Origin of the sequence: Paenibacillus ihuae (assembly GCF_001368795.1) — a bacterium.
GTDB classification, from domain to species: domain Bacteria; phylum Bacillota; class Bacilli; order Paenibacillales; family Paenibacillaceae; genus Paenibacillus_AQ; species Paenibacillus_AQ ihuae.
On record NZ_LN831198.1, the window covers coordinates 65,738 to 79,221 of the forward strand.

General features: G+C 51.8%; 11 protein-coding genes. 6 read left to right on the forward strand and 5 right to left on the reverse strand.

What is annotated here, in order from left to right:
• The first annotated feature begins 133 nt into the window (after window positions 1-133).
• From AQR02_RS00270 to AQR02_RS00285, 4 genes are all read left to right on the forward strand, one after another.
• On the forward strand, window positions 134-1,015 hold the full coding sequence (locus AQR02_RS00270; RefSeq protein ID WP_054938884.1) for a carbohydrate ABC transporter permease: 882 nt from the start codon (window positions 134-136) through the stop codon (window positions 1,013-1,015).
• Window positions 1,015-1,848 (forward strand): carbohydrate ABC transporter permease, encoded by an 834-nt coding sequence (locus AQR02_RS00275; protein ID WP_054938885.1) that lies wholly within the window; start codon window positions 1,015-1,017, stop codon window positions 1,846-1,848. The genes AQR02_RS00270 and AQR02_RS00275 overlap by 1 nt, the downstream gene beginning before the upstream one ends.
• Before the next feature lie 64 nt (window positions 1,849-1,912).
• Window positions 1,913-3,229, forward strand: a complete 1,317-nt coding sequence (locus AQR02_RS00280) for an ABC transporter substrate-binding protein (protein ID WP_082451514.1) — start codon at window positions 1,913-1,915, stop codon at window positions 3,227-3,229.
• Window positions 3,230-3,594: 365 nt separating this feature from the next.
• Window positions 3,595-5,598: a beta-galactosidase gene (locus AQR02_RS00285; RefSeq protein ID WP_054938886.1), complete on the forward strand. Its 2,004-nt coding sequence runs from the start codon at window positions 3,595-3,597 to the stop codon at window positions 5,596-5,598.
• A 19-nt stretch (window positions 5,599-5,617) separates the two neighbouring features.
• Here AQR02_RS00285 and AQR02_RS00290 read toward each other — a convergent pair whose 3' ends face one another.
• The gene (locus AQR02_RS00290; RefSeq protein WP_054938887.1) at window positions 5,618-5,842 is read right to left on the reverse strand and encodes a hypothetical protein; all 225 of its coding nucleotides are present in this window, start codon (window positions 5,840-5,842) and stop codon (window positions 5,618-5,620) included.
• A gap of 141 nt (window positions 5,843-5,983) precedes the next feature.
• Between AQR02_RS00290 and AQR02_RS00295 the strand changes: the two genes are divergently transcribed.
• Window positions 5,984-6,904 carry a LysR family transcriptional regulator gene (locus AQR02_RS00295; protein ID WP_082451921.1) on the forward strand — a complete coding sequence of 307 codons (921 nt, stop codon included), beginning with the start codon at window positions 5,984-5,986 and terminating at the stop codon, window positions 6,902-6,904.
• Window positions 6,905-7,011: 107 nt separating this feature from the next.
• Here AQR02_RS00295 and AQR02_RS00300 read toward each other — a convergent pair whose 3' ends face one another.
• Entirely contained in the window at window positions 7,012-7,851 is an 840-nt protein-coding gene (locus AQR02_RS00300) for an AraC family transcriptional regulator (RefSeq protein WP_245236996.1), read from the reverse strand.
• Between the two features lie 117 nt (window positions 7,852-7,968).
• On the opposite strand from AQR02_RS00300, the gene AQR02_RS00305 reads away from it, so the two are divergent.
• The gene (locus AQR02_RS00305) at window positions 7,969-9,996 is read left to right on the forward strand and encodes a beta-galactosidase (RefSeq protein ID WP_054938889.1); all 2,028 of its coding nucleotides are present in this window, start codon (window positions 7,969-7,971) and stop codon (window positions 9,994-9,996) included.
• Window positions 9,997-10,063: 67 nt separating this feature from the next.
• Here AQR02_RS00305 and AQR02_RS00310 read toward each other — a convergent pair whose 3' ends face one another.
• The 3 genes from AQR02_RS00310 to AQR02_RS33235 form a co-directional block, all read right to left on the reverse strand.
• Complete coding sequence (locus tag AQR02_RS00310; RefSeq protein WP_054938890.1) at window positions 10,064-11,251, reverse strand: Ger(x)C family spore germination protein; 1,188 nt, start codon at window positions 11,249-11,251, stop codon at window positions 10,064-10,066.
• Complete coding sequence (locus tag AQR02_RS00315) at window positions 11,244-12,347, reverse strand: GerAB/ArcD/ProY family transporter (RefSeq protein WP_054938891.1); 1,104 nt, start codon at window positions 12,345-12,347, stop codon at window positions 11,244-11,246. The genes AQR02_RS00310 and AQR02_RS00315 overlap by 8 nt, the downstream gene beginning before the upstream one ends.
• A gap of 27 nt (window positions 12,348-12,374) precedes the next feature.
• The coding region (locus tag AQR02_RS33235) for a spore germination protein (protein ID WP_245236997.1) at window positions 12,375-13,484 on the reverse strand (1,110 nt) is incomplete at its 5' end.

Consider the following 13,484-nt stretch of genomic DNA (forward strand, 5'->3'; position numbering starts at 1 on the left):
CGATTTTTGTCACATCCGATCAATATTTTACACCTGAAAGATCACTTGCGTAGGTGTAAGAGGTCCGCAAAAAAACGGATAATATCTTTAGATCATAAACAAGTAAGTGAGTAAAAGAAAGGGGGGCCAATTCATGCGAGGTCATAAGTTGTCCCAATTCGGTCAACAGCTTTTTTTCGTTGGACCTGCAGTACTGTTTTTCTCTGTAGTCATGATAATTCCATTTTTGATGGGGATGTATTATTCCTTCACCGACTGGAACGGTGTATCGGGAAATGTAAGCTGGGTAGGAATTGATAACTTCAAAAATATTTTTACGAATGACCCTGACTTCTGGTCATCGTTCTGGTTTACCGTTAGATTTACTCTGTTAGGTGTTGTTTTGACCAACGTGGTCGGCTTTTTCCTGGCGTACCTGTTGACGAAACCTTTAAAAACACGCAATATGCTCCGTACGATCTTCTTTATGCCGAATGTCATCGGGGGCCTGCTGCTTGGTTTTATATGGCAGTTTATCTTTATCAAAGGTTTTGCCACACTGGGTGAAACTACAGGCTGGTCCTTCTTTAATCTTCCATGGCTCGGTGATGCGACGACCGGTTTCTGGGCAATCGTTATTGTGTTTGTCTGGCAGTCCTCCGGTTATCTGATGGTTATCTACATCGCTTCGCTCAGCAACGTATCCAAAGAAGTGCTTGAAGCTGCTGATATCGACGGCGCCTCGCCTTTCCAGGTGCTCCGCAACATCGTCGTTCCGCTGATTATGCCTGCGGTAACTATCGGCTTGTTCCTGGCCATTTCCTGGTCATTCAAAATGTTCGACCTTAACCTGTCGCTGACCAAGGGCGGACCGTTCAAATCAACGGAGTCTGTAGCGATGAACATTTATAATGAAGCCTTCCTGAATAACCGTTACGGTCTGGGTACGGCAAAAGCGCTGCTGTTCTTTGTAATTGTCGCGGTAATCACGATGATTCAGGTCCGTGTAACGAAGAGCAAGGAGGTTGAAGCTTAATGAACGCAAAATCAAAAAGCAGATGGAATATCGGGACCGAAGTACTGATGATCCTGCTTGCGCTGCTCTTCCTCGCTCCGTTCTATTTTCTGCTGGCAAACTCGTTGAAGTCATTCGGTGAAATTCTCAGCAATGCGGCAAGCTGGCCACAGGAATTCATGTGGTCCAACTATTCCAAGGCCTGGAAGCTGGCGCGGTTCGGTGAAGCGTTCCGCAATTCGGTCATTGTAACGGTAATCAGTGTCGTCCTGATCTCTTTGTTCAGTGCAATGGCTGCGTACCGGATGGTCCGTGCGGATACGAAGTTCAATAAGATCCTGCTGCTGCTGTTCGTGGCGGCAATGGTCGTACCGTTCCAGACTATCATGATTCCGATCCTGAAGGTTGTAAACATCCTGGGTGTAAACAACTCCATTCCGGGTCTCTTGATCACCAACTTAGGTCTCAGTATTCCGATGGCGATCTTCCTGTTCCACGGGTTCATCAAATCGGTGCCGCTGGAAATTGAAGAGGCGGCTACAGTCGACGGCTGTAATCCGATTACGGTATTCTTCCGGATTGTACTCCCGCTGCTGAAGCCGATGCTGATGACAACGATCGTCCTGAATGCACTTGGGATTTGGAATGACTATCTGCTGCCATCCCTGATTCTTCAGGCGCCTAATCTGCGGACCATTCCACTGGCAACCTTCTCATTCTTCGGCCAATATACGAAGCAATGGGACATGGCGCTCCCGGCACTTACGATCGGCGTAGCACCCATTGTCATTTTCTATCTGTTCATGCAGCGTTACATTGTTGAGGGAATAGCGGCAGGCTCGGTGAAGGGTTAACCTTCACGGAGTCCCCGTTCCAAATATTTATGATGCAGTTAAACTTATCTAGGGGGAAAATAGAATGATGAAGAAACGTTCTGCAGTGATGATGTCCAGCGTTATGCTGATGTCTGTCGTACTCGCGGCGTGTGGCGGTAATAACAACACCGCTTCAAATAACACACAAAATGGAAGCGCTGGCAACGCTGGCAACGCTGCTTCCGGAGAAGTGAAGACGGTTAAGATCTTCCAGTTCAAAACCGAAATCGTTGAAGGCCTCAATGAGCTGAAAGTAGAGTTTGAAAAAGAATATCCAAACATCAAGCTGGACATCCAGACTGTCGGCGGCGGCGCAGACTATGCAGCAGCCCTGAAAACCAAATTCGCTTCCGGCGATGCTCCTGATATTTTCAGCAATGGCGGTTATGCCGAAATGGCACTTTGGGCAGACAAGCTGGAGGACCTGTCCGATCAGCCATGGGTTAAGGATCTGATTCCTTTGGCAGCTGAGCCAATGACCAAGGACGGCAAAACCTACGGGATGCCAATGAACCTTGAAGGTATCGGCTTTGTATACAACAAAGACCTGTTCGCAAAGGCAGATATCACTGAAACTCCAAAAACAATCACCGAGCTTGAAGAAGCTGCTAAAAAGCTGCAGGCGATCGACGTTATTCCTTTCGGCAACGCTTATCAGGAATGGTGGCTGCTGGGTATCCAGGGCATCAGCGTAGCTTTTGCACAGCAGGATAATGTTGATGAGTTCATCAACGGCCTGAACGCCGGCACTTCCACAATCGTGGGCAACGAGAAATTTAAGGATTGGAGCAACCTGCTCAACCTGACTGTAAAATACGGACAGAAAAATCCTTTGACTACAGATGCTAATACTCACCTGGCTATGTTCGCTAATGGCGAAACGGCTATGATGCAGGAAGGTAACTGGGCACAGACTCTGGTTGACGGCATCACGCCGGACATGAACATCGGTATGTTCCCTATGCCAATCAACGACGATGCTGAAATGAATGATAAGCTGTCTGTAGGCGTTCCGGCTAACCTGGTCGTTAACAAGGATTCCGGTTCGAAGGAAGAAGCTAAGACTTTCCTGAACTGGCTCGTAACTTCTGACATGGGTAAAGAGTATATCGTGAAGAAATGGAAGTTCATCCCTGCTCTGTCCACCATTCCAGCAACACCTGAAGATATCGGTCTTCTTAGCGCGGATGTATGGAACTATGTTAAAGAAGGTAAAGTCTACGGATTGCAGGCTTCGAAATTCCCTGATGGTGTAACTCAAGAATTCGCCAGCTCGATTCAGCAGCTGATTGCTGGTAAAGTCGACGAAGCCGGCTGGGAAAAATCGATGCAAGCGGCTTGGGACAAGCTGAAGAAATAAGTAATATATATTGATTGAATTTAATAATAAACATTTAGGGAAAAGTGGCGGAGGGGAATTTTGGAACTGGAGGAGCGGTAGCGCCCGCCTTTGTCTGCGGATTTCCACCGCGAAGAGCGGTACAAATCAAGAAATCTGCAGACAACAGCGGCCGGAAGTCCAAACATTCTCTGTAGCCACGACCAATCCCGAAATAAAAATTAACAAGTTCAATCTACATATCTTTATAAACAGAGAGTCCTCTAAAGGACCGGTAAGTGGATAAAGTGGATTTGCCAGGGCGCTCCCCGTCTAACTCATTATTGATGTGAGGCGGGGGCGCCCTTTTGGTAAGATGGAGAGCATACGGGACAGGAGAAGGGGGGATGGAGATGCTCAGCTACAGCAATGTTCAAATCGGTGTCGATTATTACCCGGAGCATTGGGATGAGTCTTTGTGGGAAGCGGATATGCAATTAATGAAGGATACCGGAGTGAAAGTAGTCCGGGTGGCCGAGTTCGCCTGGAGCCGGCTGGAGCCTGTCGAAGGAAGCTTTGATTTTGCCTGGCTGGACCGGGCGATTGATGCCCTGCACCGCTATGGGCTGCAGGTGGTGATCGGAACACCTACAGCAACACCTCCGCGCTGGCTGACAACAGGATATCCCGATGTGCTGCCGGTCTTTGCAGACGGACAGACCTTTCATCCCGGGGTGCGCGGGCACCGCTGCTACAATAGCGGGTCACTGCGGAAATACGGCACACGGATTATCAACAAGCTGGCCCGTCATTACAGCAGTCATCCCGCGGTCATCGGCTGGCAGACTGACAATGAATTCGGTATGGTTGACTGCCACTGCGACAGATGTAATAAGGCTTTCCGCGGCTGGGTGCAGGACAAGTACAAGACGCTCGAACATGTGAACGCAGAATGGGGAACGGTAGTATGGAGCGGGGAATACAGCGACTGGCAGGAGCTGACGGTCCCTTATGGCGGATCGCCGTTCCAGAATCCTTCGCTGCTGCTGGATTTCCAGCGGTTTCAGTGGGATTCGGTGGTGAAGTTCCAGCAGACGCAGATTGATGTGCTGCGTGCGGAGTGTCCGGATCATTTCATTACGCATAACTTCCACAGCTATCCCCAGCGGCTGGATATGTATGCGGTCGGCGCTGAGCTGGATGTGGCGTCATTTGACTATTATCCGAATACCTCTCCGGACAAGCAGGCGACGACACCCTACAGCGGAGCCTTGTCGCTGGATGTGACAAGGGGAATCAAGCGGAGGAATTTCTGGATTATGGAGCAGCTGAGCGGTCCGCCCGGCTGCTGGATGCCGATGTGGCGCACCCCGTATCCCGGCTTTATCCGGGCTTATGCCTGGCAGGCCATCGCGCGTGGAGCGGATACCGTGGTCCACTTCCGCTGGAGAAGTGCAGTTGCGGGTGCCGAGCAGTACTGGCATGGCCTGATCGACCACAGCAATGTGCCGGGCCGCAGGTTTGCAGAGTTCGGCCGGCTATGCTATGAAGTAAACGCGCTAGCCGATAAGCTTAAGGGAACGGAGCTTAAGCATGAGGTGGCCATTCTTCATTCCCATGAACAGAAGGCGGCGCTGGACATCCAGCCGCAGGCCGAAGGAATGGATTACTACGAGAATATCAAGCTGTATCACCGTATACTGACAAAGCTGGGTATCGGCTGTGATGTTATCCAGGCAGGTGAGCCGCTGGAGAGATATAAGCTGGTCATTGCACCAAGCCTTTATCTGTTAAGTGAGGAGCTGGCTGCGCAGCTTGAAGCTTTTGCTATTAAGGGCGGTACCCTGATTCTGACAAACCGCAGCGGTGTGAAGAATATCAATAATATTTGTCTGATGCAGCCGCTGCCTGGCATGCTGAGCCGTGCAGCCGGAGTATGGGTTAAGGAATATGATCCGGTTGGCGGGGATGTGCATACCCTCCTGGACGGGCAGGGCAATACCTTCGAATGCAGCCAGTGGTGCGACCTGCTCGCTCCGGTTACCGCAGAGCCCATCGCCTGGTATAACGACGATTTCTATGCGGGAACTGCGGCGGTCACTGTCAACAGCTTCGGCAAAGGCCAGGTCTATTACTTCGGCACCCATGCCGAAGAAGGGTACTGGTTCATGCTGCTGGCCGGGCTTGCAGACAAGCTTAGCCTGCTGCGCTTTGCTGGTCTGCCGGAGGGCGTCCAGGCTACGGTCCGCAGCGGAGAGAACGGCAGCTTCCTGTTCCTGCTGAATCTCAGCAAGGCAGAGCAGACGGTCAAGCTGGACAAGCCTTACCGTTGCCAGCTGACCGGAGCCGTACGTTATGGGCCGGTTGTGCTTGCCCCGTACGGCGTAGAGATTCTCGGGACAGAAGGCTGAAGCTTCCGGGAAACCGGGCTCATGCGGAGGGATGGCGTCTTTTATCCGTCATCCGGGAGATGAAGGGAATCAGCTTGGCTTTCGGCTTGGTATTCAGCCTTGAAGCCTGTATCTGCGGTGTATTCTGAACTTCGTCCTTCCGCACGAGATCCAGCAAATCATACACACTTTTAATTTCGCTGATATCGATATCCTTAACTTCCGGGTCTCCTGGAATTCTAAAGCTCCAACGTTTGTTTTCCACTTTACTCACTCCTTAAAGTTTCTTAAAATTAATTTGATTTATATTTTCATCATATTCCATGGACCAGTTCCTGTATAATGAAGGGAAATGATGGAGGGCATCACTGCGGCTGATGGCTGATCCGAGGGGAGAGAGCGGATGATGGATATTGGACTTCTTAAGGTGTTTCAGGCGGTTGCCGAGGAAGGGAGCATTTCCAAAGCGGCCCAAAGCCTGAATTATGTGCAGTCGAATGTGACGGCGAGAATTCAGCAGCTGGAGCAGGAGCTGGGGACTCCGCTTTTTTACCGGCATAGCCGGGGCATCACCCTGACTTCAGCCGGGCAGACGCTTATGGAATATACGGTTAGGATATTTAATCTGCTGGAGGAAGCACAGCAGGCAGTTCTTGATTCGCCGGTCCCGAAGGGAACCATTACAGTTGGATCCGATACGACTGCTGCCGTACGGCTGCCTGCGATCCTGTCCGCTTACCGCGGCTGTTACCCGGATGTTGAGGTTCAACTGCAGATCGGACGGGCGGCTGATCTGATCGATTCTGTCCTGCAGCATGTGGTACACGGGGCGTTCATGGACGGGCCAGTGGAGCATCCGGAGATCGTCCAGGAGCTGGTCATCCACGAGCAGCTGGGACTGGTCATTCCGGATACGATCGATTACCTGGGTCTCTCTTCGATCCATGATAAGACGCTGCTGATACTGAATGCAGAATGCCTCTACCGTGCGAGGCTTGAGGAGTGGCTCAGGGAAGAAGGCTTCCGGCTCGGAAAGGTAATGGAGTTCGGGACGATGGAAGGATTGCTTGGCTGCGTTAGGGCCGGCATAGGCTTTGCAGTGCTGCCGGTATCCTATTTCAGGCGGATGAATATTACGGAAGGCATCTCCTGCTATCCGTTTCCGGAGCGGTACGCCGAGGTGCCGACTGTATTCATCCGGCGTCGTGATCTGTATATGACGAGTGCTTTCCGGGAGTTCATTGAGGAGCTTAAGGTGCATCTGCCGGAAGCCGTATGCAGGACAGACCTTCTCGCGGCCGAAGGCAGGGGAACGGCTACTAATTAGGGGCGGGGCAGGCATGGGGCCCAAAACCGTCCACATCAACGAAAACAGCGGCACCCGGGGTTACCACCCGGGTGTCGCTGTTTTGCAATCGCCGCTTCACGCACGAATCAGTGCAGCCGCCGGAACTGATCCGGGGTCGTTCCCGACTGCTTGCGGAAGGTGGCCACGAAGTGGCTGACATCGCGGAAGCCGACGAGCTGGGAGATCGCTTTTACTGTCAGGTCCGGCTGGCTTACGAGCAGCTCCTTGCTCTTGCGGATGCGTAAGCGGACGAAATAGGCATAGGGAGATAGCCCGAAGGTCTGCAGGAATAGGCTGTTGAGATACCGGCCTGATACCTCAAGCTGGGAAGCAAGGTCATACAGCCCGATGCCGGGATCACCGTAGTGGCTGTCCATCCATTTCAGGAGCGGCTGCAGCTTGTCCACGTTTCGGGAAATTGCAGTATTGTTATGTAGCTGTCCGTATTTACTGAGAGTTAGCAGGAAACGATAAGCATCGGTGGACACGCCCAGGCTGAACATGTCTGCGGCGGCATCATGCCGGTCAAGCATTTCCTGCAGCATGCGGGTCAGCGGAGCTTCACTTTCCCAGCGGTAGAAGGCATTGGCCTGCATGCCTAAAGTCTCGAGGATATGCTGGGATGAGCCCCCGCCAAACGTAAGATAATAGGTGCACCAATGCTGGGAGGAAAGTGATTCGTAGCGGTGTCCGGTACCCGGCAGGAGAAGCACGCCGCTGCCTGCTGCAAGCGTGAGTTTTTTATTCTCGAAATGAATAATTCCTTCACCTGCGGCTGCCTGCAGCCAGTGATAGACATGATAGCCGTCCGGACGCGATACCTTTTCCTGATCAGGATTATAGCCCATGCTATCGAGCGTAATGGGCAGATGCTCTCTATTTTCCTGGGCGAACACAATTCTGCGGGGGGCTGGCGTTAGCAACAAGAATCACCTCTTAGTCGTACCATATTATTATATATTCTGGTGAAAATTTTATATTTATCGCACTAAGTTTAAAGGTTAAACTAAGAATATACTTATACTATAAAGGAAGTGCGATGAGTGATCAACGATAAATTGCCGAAGATTTGGTACGGTGGAGACTACAACCCTGAGCAATGGGACGCACCGGTTTGGGCAGAGGACGAACGGATGTTCAAGCTGGCCGGAATCGACGTCGCGACTATTAATGTATTCTCATGGGCCCTTATTCAGCCGTCTGAGGACGAATATGATTTCTCCGGACTGGATGAATTGATGGACCGCCTATATAAGAATGGAACCTATGTATGTCTGGCCACAGGCACCGGAGCGCATCCGGCATGGATGGCACACCGCTATCCTGAAGTGACCCGTGTGGATGTGCAAGGGAGAAAGCGCAAATTCGGCGGACGCCATAACTCTAATCCGAACAGTGCGGTGTACCGCAAGTATGCAGCCAAACTGGCCGGCAAGCTGGCTGAACGCTATAAGGATCATCCGGCTCTGGTGGCCTGGCATATTTCTAATGAATATGGCGGCTATGATTATTCCGAACAGTCTGCGGCGGCTTTCCGCGTCTGGCTGAAGGAGCGTTACGGCTCACTGGATGCCCTGAACAAAGGCTGGAATACCCGCTTCTGGGGCCATACCTTCTATGACTGGGAAGAAATCGTTGTTCCAAATGAGCTGAGTGAAGAGTGGAACGGTAACCGCACGAACTTCCAGGGGATTTCCCTCGACTACCGCCGGTTCATGTCTTACAGTCTACTGGAGTGTTACAAAATTGAGAAAGAGGCGATCAGGGAGCACAGTAAGGAAATTCCGGTGACGACCAACCTGATGGGCTTCTACCCGGAGCTGGATTATTTCGAGTGGGCTAAGCATATGGATATTATCTCTTGGGATAATTATCCGGCCCTGGACACTCCGGTCAGCCATACGGCGATGACGCATGATCTGATGCGCGGTCTGAAGAATGGACAGCCGTTCATGCTGATGGAGCAGACCCCGAGCCAGCAGAACTGGATGCCGTACAACTCACTGAAACGGCCCGGTGTGATGCGTCTGTGGAGCTACCAGGCGGTAGCGCGCGGTGCGGACACTGTGCTGTTCTTCCAGCTGCGCCGCTCCATCGGTGCCTGCGAGAAGTATCATGGTGCGGTCATTGAGCATGTGGGCCACGAGCATACACGGGTCTTCCGCGAATGCGCAGAGCTGGGCCGGGAGCTGGAACTGCTTGGCGACAAGCTGCTGGATGCACGCAGTGCAGCGCAGATCGGCATCATCTATGACTGGGAAAACCGCTGGGCGCTTGATCTGTCGAGTGGTCCTACTGTAGCCCTGGATTATGTAAAAGAAGTGCATAAATATTACAATGCTCTCTATCAGCAGAATATCGAAGCCGACATGATCGGTGTCGAAGAGAACCTGTCCAAGTACAAAATCGTGATTGCACCGGTGCTTTACATGATTAAGCCAGGCTTTGCCGAGAAAGTGGAGGCTTTCGTTAAGGCAGGCGGGACATTCGTGACCACCTTCTTTAGCGGGATCGTCAATGAGAATGATCTGGTTACGGTTGGAGGATATCCGGGTGAGCTGCGCAAGGTGCTGGGCATCTGGGCCGAAGAGATTGATGCGCTGCTGCCGGACATGAGCAATGAAATCGTGATGAACGGAGAGTGGGGTTCGTTAAGCGGGACCTACAAATGCGATCTGCTCTGCGATCTGATCCATTCCGAAGGGGCAGAAGTGCTGGCACATTACGGTACCGATTTCTATAAGGGCATGCCGGTATTGACGGCGAACAGCTTCGGTGAAGGCAAAGCCTACTATGTAGCATCGAGCCCTGAAGCCGGCTTCCTGCGAAGCTTCCTGGGAAATCTGTGCGAAGAGAACGGCATCAAGCCGCTCGTAAACGCACTGGAAGGGATCGAATCGGTACAGCGTGTGAAAGACGGCGTATCCTACCTGTTCCTGCTGAACCATCACGAAGGCGAGCTGAGCGCAGACATTGGTGCAGCTGAGCGCATCGACCTGCTGACCGGCAAGAGCTTCAGCGGCACCGCTGTTGTTCCGGGCCGCGGCGTACTGATTTTGTCCGATAAGTAATAGAATGTAAATAGTCCAAACCCCGGCAACTCTCCTGAAAGGGAGGGGGGCCGGGGTTTTTTTACAGCTACTCGGTAAAGGAACCGAAATCGGTTATTTTCAAATCATATTTAAAACGGACTTCGGAGCGGCTGAATGTATCGTCCCACCGGTCCTGGACCTTTTTCCACACCCGGGGATACTGGATGCTGAGCGCTTCTCCGAAACCGGCTACATCGGCTTTATACTCTTGTTGCAGCTTACTCATCATCTTCTCCATCATCTTCTCTAGCTTAGCTTCGAATATTCGGCCTACCTTCTCTGTATATTCTGTTGAGTCGGCATCACTTGAGCTGCTCCAGGTTTCGATCAGCCGGCCTTCCGTCTCGATGGAGACCTCAAACGAAATGTCATCCCCGTCGACAAGGGCTTTGATTTTACTCTTCATATCCTTCATTTCATAGGTCATCGGCTCATTATCCTGGTCATAGGCTTTGATAGCACCAGTCTTGCCTTTATTAGTCAGCCAGGAGAGGCATTCGGTATCTTCCTGCGACAAGGAGCCGATCCAGAGCCCCGTGTCTCCTTTTACCACAGCAGCACCCGAGAACTCGGTTTCCCCATCCGCCGTAACGAGGTTCTGCAGAGCATAACTTCGCTTCGCATGCATGAGTGCGTCCAGTTCGGATATAATGACCGGGCTCATCACCTTACTTGTTCTTTTCTGACCGTGGATCATATCTCTGAGGTGAAAGGAGGGGATTTCATCGGTCCGCTTGGACACGAGCGCCTCCTCTGCCCGGCCTTGACTGATAAAAACCAAGGTGCTCGGGCGGATATCATTATCGCGGAGTACAAAATCCATCAGCTGCTCCATCGATTGCTGCTTCAGTAATTCCGTTGAGACAATAATAACCTTCAGATGATGACCGACGATCGGCCGTTCGTTCCTCAGAGAATATTGACGGAAGATTTCAAGCACGGAATCTCCGGTTCCGGAAATGTTGAGATATTGCTTGGGTTGCGGACCTCCGTGTTTTTCCATGCTTGCAGTTTTTACCGGTACGATCTGGACCGTTGCCGTCACTTTATCCCGCTTAGAATAGGTGATCCCTCGTTCTTCCAGCTCTTGTTCAGCCTTTGTCAGCTTGCCCGTATCCAGAGCGAGTCCAGTATAAATTGCCAAGTCCTCAATTTCTTTGCTGCTCCAGCATCCGGACTGTGTCGCAGCAAGAAGAGAAAGGCAGAGGACAAGCGTTATGATTCGTCTACACATGCTGCTTCAATCCTTTCGTGCGGATGAGCCAAATGACCGAGAGCAGAAAGGGCAGGAGAAAAAACAGGACAATGCTCATTTTACCGATTGTATCTCCCAGGCTGAACACATCGTTAATGGACTTAGGCACCATCGCAGAGATGAAGATGACTGGAACCAAAGCGTAAATAACCGGATGAATTGGCAGGCGGAAAACCTGGGAAATACCCAGTGAAGCCTGGAAAAAGAAGCTGCAGAAGTTGCAGAACATTTGCATCAGCCAGATTACCATCAGCGGAAACTCCATTCGTTCGAACAGAAATCCGGGGATTTCAAAGCTGCGGATCAGATCGATGGTCGGCCAGGTGCTCGTGATCACCGAATCTATGGAAACTCCGCCAATAACCATTATTACTGTCAACAGATAAAGAACAACCGGGATGCCGATTCCGAGCAGCATTGCTTTTACAGCGTGACGGGGCTGCTGCATGAACGCTACAAGCGTCATCACGACCTCACACCCGCTATAGACAAGCACCGTTGACTTCAGGCCGTTGAGCACTGGCAGAATGCCGCTGCCGAGGACAGGACGCAGGTTGTTAATATCAAAAATACGCAGGCTGAACCCGTAGCAGATGATTAGAATCATGATGCTGATCGGAAATATGATCTGAAACACCCTGGCGATGGAGTTGATTCCACCGTATACGAGATAGGCTCCCACCCAAATAAAAGGCAGGGTGATCGCCCAGATTGGCGTGCCTTCCAGCAGGAAGAACAGCGTCACCTCGGCGAGCGAGCGGATCTCGAAGCCCGCGATGATCAAAAAGAAGATGATCAGTGGCAGGCAGAGGAACACTCCCGGGACCCGGCCAACAATTTTCCCGGCATACTGGAAAATGGTTTTTCCGGGAAACTGCTGGCTGATCTTCACCATCAGGACAATAACCGCCATCACAATAACGCCGCCGAGTATTACGGACAGCCAGGCATCAGGAGTCTTCACAGCTTCGCTTACGCCGCGTGGCAGTGTCAGGATCCCGGCGCCTAGCACCGTGTTATTAAGGAATACCGCTGCTTGTGTAGCAGTGATTCTGTCGTCTGTGCGGGTAAACATGATACTGCCTCCTCTCTTAACATCTACTTACGATTTGCGTTTGCTGTCCTGTGTCTTCATCATGGCTGGTCTGCGTTTCATCAGGGTAAGCGGTGCCCGGAAGAACAGATCCTTCCAGTCCCTTGCCCGAAACGGGGATACAGGCGTCAGGTACGGCACCCCGAAGCTCTTGAGCTTGGTAAGATGGCTGCAGATTAGCAGGAAGAAGAGGATTGTACCGAACATCCCCAGCATTGCCGCAAATCCCATCCCGACAAAGCGTAGAATCCGCAGCGTTATTCCGGCACTGTACATCGGAATAGAGAAGGATGAGATCGCGGTGACCGCAACGACAATGACCAGAAAGGGGCTGACGATCCCTGCATTTACAGCAGCATCCCCAATAATGAGACCGCCGACGATACCCATTGCCGGCCCGACCGGTTTAGGCAGCCGGATGCCGGCTTCCCGCAGAATTTCAATAGAAACCTCTAGAATCAGCACTTCGATTATAGAGGGGAAAGGAACGCCCTGGCGGGTCTCAATAATGGAGAGTGCCAGCTCCGTCGGGATCAGCCCGGGATGAAAGGAAATGAACGATATATACAGAGCCGGAGCCATCAGCGCCAGAAAGGAGGCGGCGAAGCGCAGCATCCGCAGAAGCGATCCCGGCAGCCAGCGTTCATAATAGTCCTCCGGAGATTGCAGCAGCATACTGAAGGTAACCGGAACAATCAGCGCGAAAGGCGTTCCGTCCAGAAGAATCGCAATCCGTCCTTCCAGCAGCGCACTGATTACCCTGTCAGGACGTTCAGTGTTCTGGACCTGCTGGAAAGGACTTAAATAATTGTCTTCGATCAGCTGCTCAATATATCCCGATTCTGCAAGAAAATCGATATCCAGTTTGGAGATGCGTGACTCGACTTCCTGAAGCAGCTCCGGATTGACAATATCCTTCATATAAGCGATAACCAGATCCTTCTGAATCCGGTTGCCGGCCCGGTGCTTGACGATCTCCAGCTGATCACTCCTGCCCTGGCGGCGTAAGATGGAGGTGTTCTCATTTAGCGATTCGGAGAAACCCAGCCGGGGTCCGCGCAGCAGCGCTTCCGATACAGGCTCGTCCAGTGAACGGCTGTCTGCTTCGGGGGGCTGGAT